The sequence below is a fragment of the Stutzerimonas stutzeri genome, from assembly GCF_002890915.1.
GTDB lineage: Bacteria > Pseudomonadota > Gammaproteobacteria > Pseudomonadales > Pseudomonadaceae > Stutzerimonas > Stutzerimonas stutzeri_AF.
Genome location: NZ_POUT01000002.1, coordinates 121,058 through 138,654, shown reverse-complemented (window position 1 = coordinate 138,654; position 17,597 = coordinate 121,058). Strand labels below are relative to the sequence as shown.

At 66.5% G+C, this 17,597-nt stretch carries 15 protein-coding genes; 8 read left to right on the top strand and 7 right to left on the bottom strand.

The features are described from left to right. Window positions 1-128: 128 nt before the first annotated feature. The 8 genes from purU to CXK94_RS04325 all read left to right on the top strand — a co-directional run bounded on the left by purU (window position 129) and on the right by CXK94_RS04325 (window position 8,528). Complete coding sequence (purU, locus tag CXK94_RS04360) at window positions 129-995, top strand: formyltetrahydrofolate deformylase (protein ID WP_102893433.1); 867 nt, start codon at window positions 129-131, stop codon at window positions 993-995. Beyond that, window positions 992-1,915 (top strand): bifunctional methylenetetrahydrofolate dehydrogenase/methenyltetrahydrofolate cyclohydrolase FolD, encoded by a 924-nt coding sequence (gene folD, locus CXK94_RS04355; RefSeq protein WP_102893432.1) that lies wholly within the window; start codon window positions 992-994, stop codon window positions 1,913-1,915. Before purU ends, folD begins: the two co-directional genes overlap by 4 nt. After that, on the top strand, window positions 1,897-3,138 hold the full coding sequence (locus tag CXK94_RS04350) for an FAD-dependent oxidoreductase (protein ID WP_102893431.1): 1,242 nt from the start codon (window positions 1,897-1,899) through the stop codon (window positions 3,136-3,138). Before folD ends, CXK94_RS04350 begins: the two co-directional genes overlap by 19 nt. 90 nt (window positions 3,139-3,228) lie before the next feature. Beyond that, window positions 3,229-3,537: a sarcosine oxidase subunit delta gene (locus CXK94_RS04345; RefSeq protein ID WP_102893430.1), complete on the top strand. Its 309-nt coding sequence runs from the start codon at window positions 3,229-3,231 to the stop codon at window positions 3,535-3,537. Next, on the top strand, window positions 3,534-6,437 hold the full coding sequence (locus CXK94_RS04340) for an FAD-dependent oxidoreductase (RefSeq protein ID WP_102893429.1): 2,904 nt from the start codon (window positions 3,534-3,536) through the stop codon (window positions 6,435-6,437). The genes CXK94_RS04345 and CXK94_RS04340 overlap by 4 nt, the downstream gene beginning before the upstream one ends. A 2-nt stretch (window positions 6,438-6,439) precedes the next feature. Further along, window positions 6,440-7,120, top strand: coding sequence for a sarcosine oxidase subunit gamma (locus CXK94_RS04335; protein ID WP_102893428.1), 681 nt, complete (start codon window positions 6,440-6,442; stop codon window positions 7,118-7,120). A gap of 158 nt (window positions 7,121-7,278) precedes the next feature. Next, on the top strand, window positions 7,279-8,064 hold the full coding sequence (locus tag CXK94_RS04330) for an IclR family transcriptional regulator (protein WP_102893427.1): 786 nt from the start codon (window positions 7,279-7,281) through the stop codon (window positions 8,062-8,064). A gap of 17 nt (window positions 8,065-8,081) precedes the next feature. Continuing rightward, window positions 8,082-8,528 (top strand): GNAT family N-acetyltransferase, encoded by a 447-nt coding sequence (locus tag CXK94_RS04325; protein WP_102893426.1) that lies wholly within the window; start codon window positions 8,082-8,084, stop codon window positions 8,526-8,528. 129 nt (window positions 8,529-8,657) lie between these two features. Here CXK94_RS04325 and CXK94_RS04320 read toward each other — a convergent pair whose 3' ends face one another. The 7 genes from CXK94_RS04320 to lpxD form a co-directional block, all read right to left on the bottom strand. Further along, window positions 8,658-9,608 carry an acetyl-CoA carboxylase carboxyltransferase subunit alpha gene (locus tag CXK94_RS04320; RefSeq protein WP_014819915.1) on the bottom strand — a complete coding sequence of 317 codons (951 nt, stop codon included), beginning with the start codon at window positions 9,606-9,608 and terminating at the stop codon, window positions 8,658-8,660. Window positions 9,609-9,792: 184 nt separating this feature from the next. Next, entirely contained in the window at window positions 9,793-13,326 is a 3,534-nt protein-coding gene (gene dnaE / locus CXK94_RS04315) for a DNA polymerase III subunit alpha (RefSeq protein WP_102893425.1), read from the bottom strand. 107 nt (window positions 13,327-13,433) lie between these two features. Then, window positions 13,434-14,090: a ribonuclease HII gene (gene rnhB, locus CXK94_RS04310; RefSeq protein ID WP_102893424.1), complete on the bottom strand. Its 657-nt coding sequence runs from the start codon at window positions 14,088-14,090 to the stop codon at window positions 13,434-13,436. Beyond that, a complete protein-coding gene (lpxB, locus tag CXK94_RS04305; RefSeq protein WP_102893423.1) occupies window positions 14,090-15,223 on the bottom strand; it encodes a lipid-A-disaccharide synthase in 1,134 nt (377 codons plus the stop codon). Before lpxB ends, rnhB begins: the two co-directional genes overlap by 1 nt. A gap of 1 nt (window position 15,224) precedes the next feature. After that, window positions 15,225-16,001, bottom strand: coding sequence for an acyl-ACP--UDP-N-acetylglucosamine O-acyltransferase (gene lpxA, locus CXK94_RS04300; protein WP_102893422.1), 777 nt, complete (start codon window positions 15,999-16,001; stop codon window positions 15,225-15,227). Next, the gene (fabZ, locus tag CXK94_RS04295; RefSeq protein ID WP_037037726.1) at window positions 15,998-16,438 is read right to left on the bottom strand and encodes a 3-hydroxyacyl-ACP dehydratase FabZ; all 441 of its coding nucleotides are present in this window, start codon (window positions 16,436-16,438) and stop codon (window positions 15,998-16,000) included. The genes lpxA and fabZ overlap by 4 nt, the downstream gene beginning before the upstream one ends. A gap of 100 nt (window positions 16,439-16,538) precedes the next feature. Then, window positions 16,539-17,597 (bottom strand): UDP-3-O-(3-hydroxymyristoyl)glucosamine N-acyltransferase, encoded by a 1,059-nt coding sequence (gene lpxD, locus CXK94_RS04290; protein WP_102893421.1) that lies wholly within the window; start codon window positions 17,595-17,597, stop codon window positions 16,539-16,541.

The following is a 17,597-nucleotide window of genomic DNA, read 5'->3' as shown; positions in this document are numbered from 1 at the left end:
TCGCTTATAAAAACACCGCAGCGAATAATATATTCATGACAGTTAAAAATATTCGCCTACGAAAAAAGAATTCACTCATCAAATTTCGCCTTTGCGCCTTCTGCCCTCCACCCCCTTGAGGACTAGACATGCAACACGCACAGGACCACTTCATCATCAAGATCAGCTGCCCGGCCACCTCGGGCATCGTCGCCGCGGTGACGTCCTTCCTCTCCGCCAACGGTTGCTACATCAGTGAAATGGCGCAGTTCGACGATGAGTTCAGCGGTCGGTTCTTCATGCGCGCGGTGTTTCGCTTCAATGCCGGCCTGGAAGGCGACATCGCCAGCATCGAGCAGGGCTTCGTCGCCGTCGCCAACGACTTCGACATGACCTGGGAACTGCACAGCACGGCCCGCCCGATGCGGGTGCTGCTGATGGTGAGCAAGTTCGACCATTGCCTGAATGACCTGCTGTATCGCTACCACAAGGGCGAGATGGACATGCAGATCACCGCCATCGTTTCCAACCACCTGGACCTGCGGCCGATGGCCGAGCGCGAGGGCATCCGCTTCATCTACCTGCCGGTGACCAAGGAAACCAAGGCCCGCCAGGAAGCCGAGCTGATGAAGGTCGTCGAGGAGACCGGCACCGAACTGGTGGTGCTGGCGCGCTACATGCAAATCCTCTCCGACGACCTGTGCAAGCAACTCTCGGGCCGCGCGATCAATATCCACCACTCGTTCCTGCCCGGCTTCAAGGGCGCCAAGCCGTACCACCAAGCCTTCGAGCGTGGCGTGAAGCTGATCGGCGCCACCGCCCACTACGTCACCTCCGACCTCGACGAAGGCCCGATCATCGAGCAGCAGGTGCAGCGCGTCGACCATGCCTACAAGCCGGACGATCTGGTGAACATCGGTCGCGACACCGAAACCGTGGCGCTCTCCAAGGCGGTCAAGTACCACCTGCAGCACCGCGTCTTCCTCAACCACGACAAGACGGTGATCTTCCGGTGAACAGCCCGACCTGCGACAAACTCATCGACGGCAAGGCCGTCTCGGCGAAGGTTCTCGCCGAAGTGGCGGCCGACGTCGCCCTGCTCGCCGCCGAAGGCATCCTGCCGGCGCTGGCGGTGGTGCTGGTCGGCGACGACCCGGCCAGCCACGTCTACGTGCGCAACAAGGTGCTGCGCGCCGGCGAGGTGGGCATCCGCTCGCTGGAACACCGGCTGCCGGCCGAGGCCAGCGCCGAACAGGTGCTGGCGCTGATCGCCGAGCTGAATGCCGACCCGCAGGTGCACGGCATCCTCGTACAACTACCGCTGCCGGCGCACATCGACGAGACCCGGGTGCTGCAGGCCATCGACCCGGCCAAGGACGTCGACGGTTTCCACAGCGAGAACGTCGGCGGCCTCAGCCAGGGCCGCGATGTGCTCACCCCCTGCACACCGGCTGGCTGCATGCGCCTGCTGCACGACACCCTCGGCGACCTGCGCGGCAAGCACGCGGTTGTGATCGGACGCTCGAACATCGTCGGCAAGCCGATGGCGGCGCTGCTGTTGCAGGCCGACTGCACGGTGAGCGTGCTGCATTCGCGCAGCCAGGACCCGCAGCGCCTGTGCCGCCAGGCCGACATCGTGGTCGCCGCGGTCGGCCGGCCACGGATGATCGACGCCAGCTGGCTGAAGCCCGGCGCGGTGGTGATCGACGTCGGCATCAACCGCATCGAAGAAGATGACCGCACCCGGCTGGTCGGCGACGTCGATTACGCCAGCGCCCTGCCCGTGGCCTCGGCGATCACCCCGGTGCCGGGCGGCGTCGGCCCGATGACCATCGCCATGCTGATGCAGAACACCCTGACCGCTGCCCGCCAGCAGCGATCGCAAGCACCGGCCGCCACGGCCGCGGAGGAGGCAGCATGCCGTTCAGCCTGCTGAAATACGGTCTGTCCTCGGAGTACCCGGCGGAAGTCGACCTGCCGGCACCGAAGGAACTCAGGGACAGCTATGACGTAGTGATCATCGGCGGCGGCGGCCACGGCCTGGCCACCGCCTACTACCTGGCCAGGTACCACGGCGTGACCAACGTCGCGGTGCTGGAGAAGGCTTACCTGGGCGGCGGCAATACCGCGCGCAACACCGCGGTGATCCGCTCGAACTACCTCACCAGCGAAGGCGTGCGCTTCTATACCGAGTCGGTGAAGCTGTTCAAGGCGCTCTCCAACGAGTTCGACTTCAACATCATGTACTCCGAGCGCGGCCAGCTCACCCTGGCGCACACCGACGCCACGGTGCGTGCCTTCCGCCAGCGCGCCGAGGTCAACAAGCACTTCGGCGGCCGCACCGAGATGATCGACCGCCAGCAGATCCGCGAACTGGTGCCGACGCTCAATCTCGATCCCGGGCACCTGCCGGTGCTCGCCGGGCTCTGGCACATCGACGGCGCGACGGCTCGGCATGATGCGGTGGCCTGGGGCTATGCCAAGCAGGCGGCCAAGCGTGGGGTGGAGATCCACCAGCTCACCGAAGCGCAGGATTTCGTGGTCGAGAACGGCCGTGTCGTCGCGGTGAAGACCAACCGCGGCACCGTGCGCTGCGGCTGCGTGGTGCAGGCGATCGCCGGCTACAGTTCGCTGCTGATGAACAAGCTCGGCATCCGCGCGCCGATCCACAGCTACCCGCTGCAGGCGATGGTCACCCAACCGTTCAAGCCGTTCCTCGATCCGCTGGTGAGTTCCTCGGCGCTGCACTGCTACGTGCAGCAGACCGGTCGTGGCGAGGTGGTGATCGGCGGCGGTTCGGACCCCTACCCGCTGTACAACACCCGCTCGACCCTGGAGCTCAAGGAGGGCCTGCTGGCCCATGCCATCGAGATGTTCCCGTTCCTCGCCAACGCGCGATTGATGCGCCAGTGGGCCGGCATCACCGACATGACCCCGGACTACAGCCCGATCATGGGCCTGTCGCCGCTGGAGAACTACTACCTGGACGCCGGCTGGGGCACCTGGGGCTTCAAGGCCACGCCGATCTGCGGCAAGACCATGGCCGAACTGGTCGCCAGCGGCGGCAAGGTCCCGGAGCTCATCCGCCCCTTCGCCCTGGAACGCTTCTCGCGCTTCCAGCAGGTCAACGAGATGGGCGCGACGGCGGCCAGCCACTGACAACCAACCGGATTTTTCACGTAGGAGCCAGCTTGCTGGCGATCGCGACGACGCGAACGACCCCCAGCCTTGCTTGCCAAGGAGTCAATCATGAAGATCATGCCCTGCCCCCTCAACGGCCCGCGCAACATCAGCGAATTCACCTACGGCGGCGAGCTCAGGCGGATGCCCGACCCGCAGGCCTGCAGCGATGACGAGTGGGCCGATTACGTCTTCAACTGCGACAACCGCGCCGGCGTGGTCACCGAGTGGTGGCTGCACAACGCCTCCAGCTACTGGTTCCTCGCCGAGCGCCATACCGTCAGCGACGAGATCATCCGCACCTTCGACCCGAAGGAGCTCTTCGACCGCCGCGTCGACTTCGCCCAGCCGGCGGCGCGCCAGGAGGTGGTCGCATGACCGCCTTCAACCGCCTGCCCGCCCCCATGGGCCTGCTGGTCGACCGCGAGCGACCGCTGGCCTTCACTTTCGACGGCAAGCGCTACCAGGGCCTGCAGGGCGACAGCATCGCCAGTGCGCTGCTCGCCAACGGCCGCTGGCTGATGTCGCGCTCGTTCAAGTACCACCGTCCGCGCGGGCCCCTCACCCTGGCCGGGCAGGACGCCAATACCCTGGTGCAGTTGCCCGACGAGCCCAATGCGCTGGCCGACATGCAGGCGCTCGCCGAGGGTCTCGAGGCCGGTGGACAGAACTTCGCCGGCTCCCTGGACAATGATCGCGATGCCCTGCTCGGGCATTTCTCGCGCTTCATGCCGGTCGGCTTCTACTACCGCTCCTTCTACAAGCCCCAGGGCATCTGGAGGGTCTGGGAGCCGGTCATCCGCAAGAAGGCCGGCCTCGGCGTGCTGAACCTGAAGTTCCAGCCGGAATACCACGACAAGGCCTTCCTCTTCGTCGACGTCGCGGTGGTCGGCGCCGGGCCGGCCGGGCTCAGCGCCGCGCTGCATGCCGCCAACGCCGGCGCCAAGGTGCTGCTCGTCGAGCAGCAGCCCTACCTCGGCGGCGCGCTGGCCTGGGCGCGCTTCGACCTCGAAGGCGTACGCGCCGGGGCGCTGCGCGAGCGGCTGGTGGAGGCCGTGGAACGGCACCCGAACATTCGTCTCCTCACGGAGGCGACCTGCAACGCCTGGTTCACCGACAACTTCCTGCCGGTGATCCAGGGCACGCGGCTGTACAAGGTGCGCGCCAGGGAGTGCATCGTCGCCGCCGGTGCCTTCGACCAGCCGGTGGTGTTCCGCAACAACGACCTGCCCGGCATCATGCTGACCAGCGCTGCCCAGCGGCTGATGAAGCTCTACGCGGTGAAACCGGGCAACCGCGCGGTGGTACTGACCGGCAACGACGACGGCTACCTCGCCGCGCTCGACCTGCACGAGGCCGGGGTGAGCGTCGCCGCGGTCATCGACATGCGCGCCGCGCCCGCCGACGGCCTGCTGGTCACCGCCCTGCAGACCCGCGGCATTCCCCACCTGCCGGGTCATACCGTCTACGAGGCGCTGCACGCCAAGGGCATGCGCCACGTCAGCGGCGTCGACGTGCGCAGCATCGTCGGCGAAGGCCAAGTCGCCAGCGACAGCCAGCGCATCGACTGCGACCTGCTGTGCATGTCCGCCGGCTACATGCCGGCCTACCAGTTGCTGTGCCAGGCCGGCGGCAAGCTGGCCTACGACGACGCCCAGGCCGCCTTCAGCCTCAGCGGCCTGCCGCAGCGGCTGGACGTCGCCGGCTCGGTGAACGGCCTGCATACCCTGGACAACGTACTGCTCGACGGCGCGCGGGCCGCTGGCGGCGCCACCGGGCGCCTGGGCCTGGGCGGCAGCGCGGAGGCGATCTTCGCCGCCGAGCCGAGGGTCAATTTCGACTGGCCGATCTTCCCCCATCCGGACGGCAAGGATTTCGTCGACTTCGACGAGGACCTGCAGGTGCGCGACATTGTCAACGCCACCCGCCACGGTTATCGCGACGTGCAACTGGTCAAGCGCTTCTCCACCGTCGGCATGGGCCCGTCCCAGGGCCGCCATTCGGCGCTGCCCACCGCCCGCCTGGTGGCCAGGGCCACCGGCCGCAGCGTCAGCGAGACCGGGGTGACCACCGCGCGGCCGCCATTCGTCGCGGAAAAGCTCGCCCATGTCGCCGGACGCGGCTTCGACCCCTACCGGCAGACGCCCATGCACCAGCGGCACCTGGAAGCCGGCGCGAAGATGATGCCCGCCGGCGTCTGGCAGCGCCCGGCCTACTACGGCACGGCCGAGGACCGCGAGCGCTGCATGCAGGAAGAGGCGCTGCACGTGCGGCAGAAGGTCGGACTGATCGACGTTTCCACCCTCGGCGGCCTCGACGTGCGCGGCCCGGACGCCGCCGAGCTGCTCGAACGCCTCTACACCTTCGCCTTCGCCAAGCAGCCGGAAGGCCGTTCGCGCTATGCGCTGATGACCAACGAACACGGCGTGGTGATCGACGACGGCGTCTGCGCGCGCTTCGCGCCGAACCACTTCTACGTCACCGCCACCACCAGCGGGGTCGACCGCCTCTACCAGCAGATGCTCAAGTGGAACGCGCAGTGGCGCCTGGACGTGGACGTCACCAACGTCACCGCCGCGCTGGCCGCGGTCAATCTGGCCGGGCCGGATTCGCGCAAGGTGCTGCAGACGTTGTGCAACGACGTCGACCTGTCGGCCGAGGGCTTCCCCTACCTCGGCGTGCGCCAGGGCACGGTGGCCGGTATCCCGGCGCGGCTGCTGCGGGTCGGCTTCGTCGGCGAGCTGGGCTACGAGATCCACGTCCCGGCGCGCTACGGCGAAGCCCTCTGGGATGCGCTGATGCAAGCCGGCCGCACCTTCGACATCCGCCCCTTCGGCGTCGAGAGCCAGCGCCTGCTGCGCCTGGAGAAAGGCCACGTGATCATCGGCCAGGACACCGACGGCATGACCCATCCGGCAGAGATCGACATGGGCTGGGCCATCGCCCGCCGCAAGCCGTTCTTCGTCGGCAAGCGCTCGGTGCAGATCCTCGAAGCCCAGCCGCTCGCGCGCAAACTGGTCGGCTTCAGCCTGCCGAAGGAGACGAGCAAACCGCTGGAAGGCCACCTGGTGCTCGATGGCGAGGCCATCAGCGGCAGCGTCACCTCCTGCGAATACTCGCGCACACTGGACCGGATCATCGGCCTGGCCTATGCGGCCAGCGGGCAATGCACCCCGGGCAGCCATATCCCGATTCGGGTCGAGGGCGGCGAAGTGGTACAGGCCACGGTGGTCGAACTGCCGTTCTTCGATCCGCACAACCAACGCCAGGAGCTGTAAACATGGCCACTCTGCAAGCACAAGACTTCAGCGAGCGCAGCCCGCTGTATCCCCGGCATGCCGACGCGCGGCTCGGCCAGTTGGGCCATGCCGCCGTGGTCGCCGGCTATGGTGACGGCGACGAAGGCGCGCAGCTGCAACGCTGCGCGCTGATCGACCTGAGCAACCTGGCGCGGGTCGGCTTTCGCGGCAACGCCGCGGCCGAATACCTGCAGGCCAGGGGCTACCACCTGCCGGACCGGCCGAACCAGGCACAGCCGCAGGAAGATGGCTGTCTGGTCGCACGCCTGTCGCAGAGCGAATACCTGCTGCTCGGCAGCCTGCGCGACGCGGGCAGCCGCATCCAGCAGGAAGAGGCCGGCTGGCAGCTCGGCGACAGCGCCAACTACCTGCTGCCGCGCCAGGACAGCCACGCCTGGCTGCTGCTGACCGGCGAGCACGCCGGCGCGGTGATGGCCAAGCTCTGCGGCGTCGACCTGCGTGCCGAGTCCTTCCCGCCCGGCTCGGTGGCGCAGACCTCGGCGGCGCGGATCAACGTCATCGTCATCAACGCGTCCCAGGGCGAACTGCCGTGCCTGCAGTTGCTCTGCGACCGAGCGTCGGCCAGCTATTTCTGGGACGTGCTGCTCGACGCCATGGCCGAGTTCGACGGCCGGCCGGCGGGAATCGACGCCCTGCTCTGAGCCGGTCTGCCGGCAGGCGCGAAAAGCATCGCGCCGGGGCGGGCAATCCACAAATGTGGGCGATGTACACCGGCCCCTGTGGGAGGCGCGCCCTCGCGGCGATGCGGGCCGCAGGCCCGCCTTCAACCTTCGAGCACTCCCGAAACAGGAGAAACTACATGGCCAGCAGCGAAGACGCCGAATCCGAACGCGACACCGACTACCGGGTCCCCGCCCTGCAACGTGGCCTGAGCATCCTGCAGATGTTCGGTGCCCGCCAGCGCACCCTCGGCAGCCAGGAGATCGCCGAACGCCTTGGCGTCAGCGTGTCGGCGATCTACCGCATCGTGCATACGCTGAACGAGATGGGCTACCTCCGGAAGGTCGCCAAGAACACCTACGAACTGGGGCCGCAGGTGGTCTCCGACGGCTTCGCCTACCTGGCCAGCCGCGACCTGGTGGACATCGCCCAGCCCCACCTCAATGCCCTGCGCGACCGCACCTCGCTGTCCTGCCACCTGAGCATCCGCGAGCAGACCGACAGCCTCTACATCTACCGCGCCTTCGCCGCCCAGCGGCTGTCGGTGAACATCCCCATCGGCACGCGCATTCCCTGTCACTGCACCGCCATGGGGCGTATCCTGCTGACCGGCCTGTCGCCGATGGCGCTGGACAGCCTCTACCTGCACGTACGCCTCGACGACTACCCGCCGCCGGCGCCGAAGACCCTGCCGGAGTTGCAGCAGACCATCGACGAGGACCGCTCGCGCGGCTGGGTGCTGCACCGCTCCGACTACTCCACCGCCATCGCCTGTGGCATCCACGACCACCTCGGCGACGTGGTCGCGGCCATCAACCTCTCCGGCCCCGAGGCGGTCATGGACAATCCGCAGGCCCGGGAACGCTTTCTGCATGAGTTGCAGCACACCGCACAGGCGATTTCCCGGGAGTTGGGGGCAGCATGACGCACCATCGAAAAACAGTGAGCATCCGCTGCGCGAGCGAAGAAGACATCCCCGCGCTCTGCGGCCTGCTCGGCCAGTTGTTCGCGCAGGAGGCCGAGTTCGCCCCGGACCCGGCTGCCCAGCAGCGCGGCCTGCACGCGATCGTCGGCGATACGCAAAAAGGACAGCTGCTGGTCGCCTGCCAGGACGAGCGCATCGTCGCCATGGTCAGCCTGCTCTACAGCGTCTCTACGGCGCTGGGGGCCAGGGTCGCGTTGCTGGAGGACATGGTGGTCGATGCGGCGCACCGTGGCGACGGTATCGGCTCCGCGCTGCTGCGGTACGCCATCGATTTCGCCCGCGAGCAGGGCTGCCGGCGCATCACCCTGCTCACCGACCAGGACAACCGGGCGGCGCAACGCTTCTATGCGCGCCACGGCTTCGGCCAGTCGCCGATGATCGCGCTGCGTCTGGCGCTGCCGTGACCGACAGCCGACGGTTTTCGAGGCGGGAATAGAAAGGAGGAAGGGCGCGGGCCGGGGCAAGCCCGGCACGGCCAGACGGGGAACGGCAACCAGCGGGTTTCGCCCCGCTTGCCGCTCCCCGGCGAGCGATCAGGCGATGCCGTAGCTCATCAGGCGCTCGTAGCGACGCGCCAGCAGCGCGTCGGTATCCAGCGATTTCAGCATGTGCAACTGGCTGTTGAGCTGCTCGCGCATGGCCGCGGCCATGACGGCCGGATTGCGATGCGCGCCACCCAGCGGCTCGGGGATCACCTTGTCGACGATGCCCAGGTCCTTCAGGCGCTCGGCGGTGACGCCCATGGCCTCGGCCGCTTCCGGCGCCTTCTCGGCGGTGCGCCAGAGGATCGAGGCGCAGCCTTCCGGCGAGATCACCGCGTAGGTGGAATACTGCAGCATGTTCAGCTGGTCGCAGACACCGATGGCCAGCGCGCCGCCGGAACCGCCCTCACCGATCACGGTGGCGATAATCGGCGTCTTCAGCCGCGCCATCACGCGCAGGTTCCAGGCGATGGCCTCGCTCTGGTTGCGCTCCTCGGCATCGATGCCCGGGTAGGCGCCGGGGGTGTCGATGAAGGTCAGGATCGGCATCTTGAAGCGCTCGGCCATCTCCATCAGACGGCAGGCCTTGCGGTAGCCCTCGGGGCGCGGCATGCCGAAGTTGCGGCGTACCTTCTCGCGCACCTCGCGGCCCTTCTGGTGGCCGATGATCATCACCGGCTGGCCGTCCAGACGCGCAGTACCGCCGACGATGGCGGCGTCATCGGAGAAGTGGCGATCACCGTGCAGTTCTTCGAACTCGGTGAACAGGTGGTTGATGTAGTCGAGGGTATAGGGCCGCTGTGGGTGGCGCGCCAGGCGGGCGATCTGCCAGCTGGTCAGATTGCCGAAGATGCTTTCGGTGAGCGATTCGCTCTTGTCCTGCAGGCGGGCAATCTCATCGCCGATGTTCAGCGAGTTGTCGTTACCGACCAGGCGCAATTCTTCGATCTTGGCTTGCAGGTCGGCGATCGGCTGTTCGAAATCCAGGAAATTCGGGTTCATAGGCATCCGTCATGCGTCGACGGCCAGGCGGCCGGGAGGCTGTTCCGTTTTTTGCGCCTTACCTTACGGGAGCGGCGCATTCAGGTCGAACAAAAATTGTTCTGAACCATGACCCGGTCAACACCGGGCCGTTCGGGGCGGGCTCGGAAAGCGCTCATCCAGCGGATTTTCCAAGCCAGACCCTCTAGCGGTATTGCAGGAAGACGTTGTCGCGCCCGAACTGGTCACGCAATGCCTGAATCAAGTTGTCGGCCGGGTCGATTCGCCAGCTCTCGCCGAACTGCAGCAAGGCCCGCGCATCGGCGCCGGTGTACTCCAGGGTGATCGGGCAGGCGCCGCGGTGGCGGCCGCAGACATCGGCCAGCCAGCGCATGCGATCGCCCTTGAGCGCCTCGCTGACGACCTTCACCCGCAGGCTTTCGGCCAGCCCGGTACGCGCCTCTTCCAGGCTCATCACGCGCTTGGCGCGCAGGCGCAGGCCGCCGGAGAAGTCGTCGTTGCTGACCTCGCCCTCGACCACCACCAGGGCATCGGTCTGCAGCAGCGCCTGAGCACTGGCGAAGGCCTCGGCGAACAGCGAGGCCTCGATGCGCCCGGAGCGGTCGTCGAGGGTGATGAAGCCCATCTTGTCGCCCTTCTTGTTCTTCATCACCCGCAGGTTGACGATCAACCCGGCCACGGTCTGCTCGCCGCGGGCCGGACGCAGGTCGATGATGCGCTGGCGAGCGAAGCGCCGCACCTCGCCCTCGTACTCGTCGATCGGGTGGCCGGTCAGGTACAGGCCGAGGGTGTCCTTCTCGCCCTTGAGGCGCTCCTTGATCGACAGCTCGCGGGCCTTGCGGTGGTTGTTGGCGTAGACATCCGCCTCGGGCTCGGCGAAGAGTCCGCCGAACAGATCCATATGGCCGCTTTCCTCGCTGCGCGCGGTCTGTTCGGCGGCCTGTACCGCCTCCTCCATGGCCGCCAGCAGCACCGCGCGGTTGCGGTCGATGTTGGCCTGGTAGGCCTTGGCTTCCTCATGGAAGTACGGGCCCAGGCGGTCCAGCGCGCCGGAGCGGATCAGCGCCTCGAGGGTGCGCTTGTTGATGCGCTTGAGGTCGATCCGCGCGCAGAAGTCGAACAAGTCCTTGAACGGCCCACCCTCGGCACGGCATTCGGCGATGGCTTCGACCGGCCCTTCGCCGACGCCCTTGACCGCGCCCAGGCCGTAGACGATGCGGCCGTCGTCGTTGACGGTGAACTTGAACTCGGAGACGTTCACGTCCGGCGGATCGATGCGCAGCTTCATGCTGCGGCACTCCTCGATGAGGATCACCACCTTGTCGGTGTTGTGCATATCCGCCGAGAGCACCGCGGCCATGAACGGCGCCGGGTAGTGCGCCTTGAGCCAGGCGGTCTGGTAGGAGACCAGGCCGTAGGCCGCCGAGTGCGACTTGTTGAAGCCGTAGCCGGCGAATTTCTCCACCAGGTCGAAGATGTTGCCCGCCAGGTCGGCATCGATGCCGTTGTTGGCGCAGCCTTCGATGAAGCCACCGCGTTGCTTGGCCATCTCCTCGGGCTTCTTCTTGCCCATGGCACGACGCAGCATGTCCGCGCCGCCGAGGGTGTAGCCGGCCATGACCTGGGCGATCTGCATCACCTGTTCCTGGTACAGGATGATGCCGTAGGTGGGCTTGAGCACCGGCTCGAGGCCCGCGTACTGGTAGTCCGGGTGCGGGTAGGAGACCTCGGCCCGGCCGTGCTTGCGGTTGATGAAGTCGTCCACCATGCCCGACTGCAGCGGGCCGGGACGGAACAGTGCCACCAGTGCGATGAGGTCTTCCAGGCAGTCCGGCTTGAGCTTCTTGATCAGCTCCTTCATGCCGCGCGATTCGAGCTGGAACACCGCCGTGGTCTCGGCCTTCTGCAGCAGCTGATAGGTCGGTTTGTCGTCCAGCGGGATGAAGTCGATGTTGACCAGTTCCTCATCCGAGGCACCGTCGCGCTTCTGGACGCGATGGATGGTCTCCAGCGCCCACTTGATGATGGTCAGGGTACGCAGGCCGAGGAAGTCGAACTTCACCAGGCCGGCCTGCTCGACGTCGTCCTTGTCGAACTGGGTCACCAGGCCCCCGCCTTCCTCGTCGCAGGCGATCGGCGCGAAGTCGGTCAGCTTGGTCGGCGCGATCACCACGCCGCCGGCATGCTTGCCGGTGCCGCGGGTGATGCCTTCGAGCTTGAGCGCCATGTCCCAGATTTCCTTGGCGTCCTCGTCGACGGCGAGGAAGTCGCGCAGCGGCTCCTCCATCTCGTAGGCCTTGTCCAGGGTCATGCCGACTTCAAAGGGGATCATCTTCGACAGCCGGTCGGCCAGGCCGTAGGACTTGCCCTGCACCCGCGCCACGTCGCGCACCACCGCCTTGGCCGCCATCGAGCCGAAGGTGATGATCTGGCTCACCGCGTTGCGCCCGTAGGCCTCGGCCACGTAGTCGATCACCCGGTCGCGGCCGTCCATGCAGAAGTCGACGTCGAAGTCGGGCATGGAAATCCGCTCGGGGTTGAGGAAGCGTTCGAACAGCAGGTCGTAGGCCAGCGGATCGAGGTCGGTGATCTTCAGCACGTAGGCCACCAGCGAACCGGCACCCGAACCCCGGCCGGGGCCGACCGGCACGCCGTTGTTCTTGGCCCACTTGATGAAGTCCATCACGATCAGGAAGTAACCGGGAAAGCCCATCTGGATAATGGTGCCCAGCTCGAACTCGAGGCGGTCGATGTAGACCTGCTTCTTCGCCTCGTAGTCGGGCGTGTCCTTGGGCAGCAACACTTCCAGGCGCTCCTCCAGGCCTTCGTACGACACCTGGCGCAGGTAGTCATCGATGGTCATGCCTTCTGGCACGGGGAAGTTCGGCAGGAAGTAGGTGCCCAGCTGCACCTCGATGTTGCAGCGCCTGGCGATCTCGACGGTGTTTTCCAGCGCCTCGGGCAGGTCGGCGAACAGCTCGGCCATCTCCTCGGGCGTCTTCAGGTACTGCTGGTCGGAGTAGCTGCGCGGCCGGCGCGGATCGTCCAGGGTGCGCCCCTCGCCGATGCACACGCGCGTCTCGTGGGCCTCGAAATCCTCCTGCTTGAGGAAGCGCACGTCGTTGGTCGCCACCAGTGGCGTGCCGCTGCGCGCGGCGAGGGCGACCGCGGCGTGCAGATGCTCCTCGTCGTGGACCCGGCTGGTGCGTTGCACCTCGAGATAGAAGCGATCCGGAAACACTTCCCGCCATTCGGCCAGACGGACGTCGGCCAGGGCTTCGTCGCCGTTGAGCAGCGCCTGGCCGATCTCCCCTTCCTTGGCGCCGGACAGGGCGATCAGCCCTTCGGCGGCCTGCTTCACCCAGTCGCGCTCGATGATCACCAGGTCATTGCGCTGGCCTTCGGTCCAACCGCGGGAAACCAGTTCGGTGAGGTTGCGGTAGCCCGTGGCATTCATCGCCAGCAGGGTCAGGCGGCTGAGCGGACCGTCCTCGTCGCAGCCGGCCAGCCAGATATCGGCGCCGCAGATCGGCTTGATCCCGGCCCCCTGCGCCGCCTTGTAGAACTTCACCAGCGAGCACATGTTGCTCATGTCGGTCACCGCCACCGCCGGCATCCCGCCCGCCGCCACCGCCTTGATCAGCGGCTTGACCCGCACCAGCCCATCGACCAGCGAGTACTCGGTGTGCAGACGGAGATGGACGAATGAAACAGGCATGGACGGCCCCTGGAGTGGAAAAACGACAAGCGCGGGATTGTACCGGAAAGCGGCGACGGCCTGGGGGAGAAGCCGGCGCACGGAACCCGGCGCGGCCGCTCAGAGCCTCAAGCTAGAGGAGATGGATCAACGAGCAGGACATTACCCGGCAGGCTCGCCTCCGCGGCGGCTCGTTCGAGCAGCTCCCGTACCGGCGCAAAGGAACGTCGGTGGATCGGCGTCGGCCCCAGCTGGCGCAGCGCCTCGAGATGGCTGGGCGTCGGGTAGCCCTTGTGCCCGGCCAGGCCATAGCCGGGATAGCAGAGATCCAGCGCCTGCATCTCGCGGTCGCGGCTGACCTTCGCCAGGATCGAGGCCGCGGCGATGGCCGGAACCTGGCCGTCGCCCTGGATCACCGGCGCGCTGGGGACGTTCAGGCGGGGGCAGCGGTTGCCGTCGATCAGCGCCAGCCGCGGGGTGACGCTCAACCCCTCCACCGCGCGCTGCATCGCCAGCATGGTCGCATGCAGGATGTTCAGCCGATCGATCTCTTCCACCTCGGCACGCGCCACGCACCAGGCCAGCGCCTTCTCGCAGATCTCGTCGAACAGCGCTTCACGGCGCGCTTCGCTGAGTTTCTTCGAATCGTTCAGGCCGATGATCGGCCGTGCCGGATCGAGGATCACCGCCGCGGTGACCACCGGCCCGCAGAGCGGCCCACGGCCGACCTCGTCGACGCCCGCCACGAGCTCCTCGACCAGGTTGAAATCGAGCCCGAACTGCATCAGCGGACTCCCACCAGGCGCAGCACGGCATCGGCCGCCTGGCTCGAGGCATCGCAACGCAAGGTGCGATGGATGCTGTCGAAGCCCTCGGTCTGGACCTCGCCACCATCCAGCAACGGTGACAGCGCCTGGGCCAGCGCCTCCGGCGTCGCCGCATCCTGCAGCAGCTCGGGGACCAACAGGCGCTGCGCCAGCAGGTTGGGCAGCGCCACGTAGGGGCTCTTCACCAGGCGCCGGAGAATGCGGTAGGTCAGCGGCGCCACGCTGTAGGCCACCACCATCGGCCGCTTGAACAGCAGCGCCTCCAGCGTTGCCGTGCCGGAAGCGATCAGCACCGCGTCGCAGGCGGCCAGCGCCTCATGGGAACGGCCGTCGAGCAGGGTCAGCGGCAGGTCCCGCGTCGCCAGCATCTGCTCCAGCTGCAACCGCCGCTCGGGACTGGCGCAGGGCATCACGAAGCGGATACCGGGGCGCATGGCCCGTAGTCGCTCGGCGGCACTGAGGAACAGCTCGCCCAGGCGCGCCACTTCCCCGCCACGGCTGCCGGGCATCAGCGCCACGACCAGCCCTTCCTGCGGCAGGCCGAGCGCCCCGCGGGCTGCCGCACGATCGGCGCACAGCGGAATGGCATCGGCCAGCGGATGCCCGACGAAGCGCACCGGCACCTGATGGGCATCGTAGAACTTCGCCTCGAAGGGAAACAGTGTGAGCATCAGGTCGCAGGCTTCGCGGATCTTCAGTACCCGTTTCTGCCGCCAGGCCCAGACCGAAGGGCTGACATAGTGCACGGTCTTGATGCCGGCGCGCCTCAGCTTGAGCTCCAGGCCCAGGTTGAAATCCGGCGCATCGATGCCGATGAAGACGTCCGGGCGGACCTCAACCAGCGTTTCCACCAGCCTTCTGCGCCGGGCCAGCAGCTCGGGCAGTCGGCCGAGCACCTCGACCAGCCCCATCACCGCCAGGCGCTCGAGCGGAAAATAGGACACCAGCCCCTCGGCCTGCATGCGCGAGCCGCCGACGCCAATGAACTCGACGTTGCCATGCAGGGCCTTGAGCGCCTGCATGAGCCCGGCGCCGAGGATGTCGCCGGAGGACTCGCCGGCAACCAGCGCGACCCTGAGCGGCCGGCTCATCTCAGCGGGTGATGCCACGGGTGGAGGCCTGGATGGAATCGCGGAACAGCGCGACCTCGGGGAATAGCTGCGCGCTCTCGGCCAGTTCGGCGAGCGCTGCTTCCACTGTCAAACCCTTGCGGTAGACGGTTTTATAGGCATTGCGCAAGGCATGCACGGCTTCATTGCTGAAACCCCGTCGGCGCATGCCTTCGAAATTCATGCTGCGCGCTTCCGCCGGGTTGCCGAAGACCGTCACGAACGCCGGCACGTCCTTGCCGATGGCGGTGCCCATGCCAGAGAAGCTGTGGGCGCCGATATGGCAGAACTGGTGCACCAGCGTGTAGCCGGACAGGATCGCCCAGTTGCCAACGTGCACATGCCCGGCCAGCGCGGTGTTGTTGACCAGGATGCAATGGTCGGCGATCACGCTGTCATGGCCGATGTGCGCATAGGCCATGATCAGGTTGTGATTACCGATGGTGGTTTCGGAACGATCCTGGATCGTGCCGCGATGGATGGTGACGCCCTCGCGGATCACGTTGTGATCGCCGATCACCAGCCGCGTCGGTTCGCCCTTGTATTTAAGGTCAGGGGTGTCTTCACCGACCGAAGAAAACTGATAGATGCGATTGTGCCGGCCGATGCGGGTCGGCCCCTTGATGATCACGTGGGAGGCGATCACCGTTCCCTCGCCAATTTCGACATCCGGCCCGATGATCGACCAGGGCCCGACCTGGACGTCATCCGCCAGCCGGGCCGCAGGATCGATGATGGCGCGAGGGTCGATCAAACTCATATTTCCTGTTCCGCGCAGATGATTTCGCCCGAGCAGACCGGCTTGCCATCGACGCTGGCCCGGCAATCGAATTTCCAGATGCCGCGCTTGACACTGAGGAAGGTCGCCTCGAGCACCAACTGGTCACCAGGGCGCACCGGCTGGCGGAAGCGCAGCTTGTCGGAGCCGACGAAGTAATACAGGGTGCCATCGGAAGGCCGGACGCCCATCATCTTGAATCCGAGCAAGCCGGCCGCCTGGGCCATCGCCTCGATGATCAGCACGCCCGGCATGATCGGGTGCTGCGGGAAGTGTCCGTTGAAGAACGGCTCATTGATGGTTACGTTCTTGTAGGCGCGAATGCGCTTGGCCTCGGTATCCAGCTCGACCACCCGGTCGACCAGCAGGAACGGGTAGCGGTGAGGCAGGTATTCGCGAATCTCGTTGATATCCATCATGTCAGGAAAGAGCCTGTAAAAAAGTATAGGGCTGCCTGCGCCAGAGCTTGCGCCAACATCGCCAGGCATTACCCCGAAAAAACCGGATCAGACGGTGAGTTCAGGCATCAGAAGCCGGATTCTGGGCCTGGGTCACGGCAGCCAGGCTTTTTTCCAGCTGCTGCAGCCGCCGAGCCATGTCATCCAGCTGGCGAATGCGCGCGGCGCTTTTTCTCCAATCGGCGGCATTCTGCATCGCGGTCCCCGAGGAATAGCTGCCTGGCTCACTGATGGAACGCGTGACCATGGTCATCCCGGTGACGAATACGTTGTCGCAGACCTCGATGTGACCCACCATGCCGACCCCGCCCGCGATCATGCAGTTGCGTCCGATCTTGGTGCTGCCCGAAATCCCCACACAACCCGCCATCGCGGTGTTATCGCCGACCTGCACGTTGTGCGCGATCATGATCTGGTTGTCCAGCTTGACGCCGTTGCCGATCAGGGTATCGGACAATGCGCCGCGGTCGATCGTGGTATTGGAGCCGATCTCGACATCGTCACCGATCCGGACGCCGCCGATCTGGGCGATTTTCTGCCACGCGCCCTTTTCCTTGGCGAAGCCGAAGCCCTCACCGCCGATCACCGCACCCGACTGGATGACCACGCGCTTGCCGATCACCACATCGTGATAAAGCGTGACCCGCGGCGCCAGCCGCCCGCCCTCGCCGATCCGGCTGCGCGCACCGATGAACGACTGTGCGCCGACCACCACGTCCGCGCCGATGCTCGCGCCCGACTCGATGACCGCGTAGGCGCCGATACTGGCCGAAGGATGAACCTCCGCGTCGGCCGCTACCACCGCGGTGGGATGAATCCCGCTGGATGCCGCGGGACGGGTCTCGAACAGGTGCGAGGCATGGGCGTAGGCGAGGTAAGGATCGTCCACGATGATCGCCGCGCCCTCGTGGCCCTGTGCATCGGCAGGCGACAACAGCACCGCAGCCGCCCGGCTGGTCGCGAGGTACTTGCGATACTGGCTATTGGCAAGGAAGCTCAGTTGGGTAGGGCCGGCTTCCTGCAAGGTCGCGAGCCCGTCGATGGGCTGGGCGGCATTGCCGCGCAGGCTGCCTCCCAGCTCTTCGGCCAGTTGGCCAAGCGTAAGGACTGCGCCGGACAT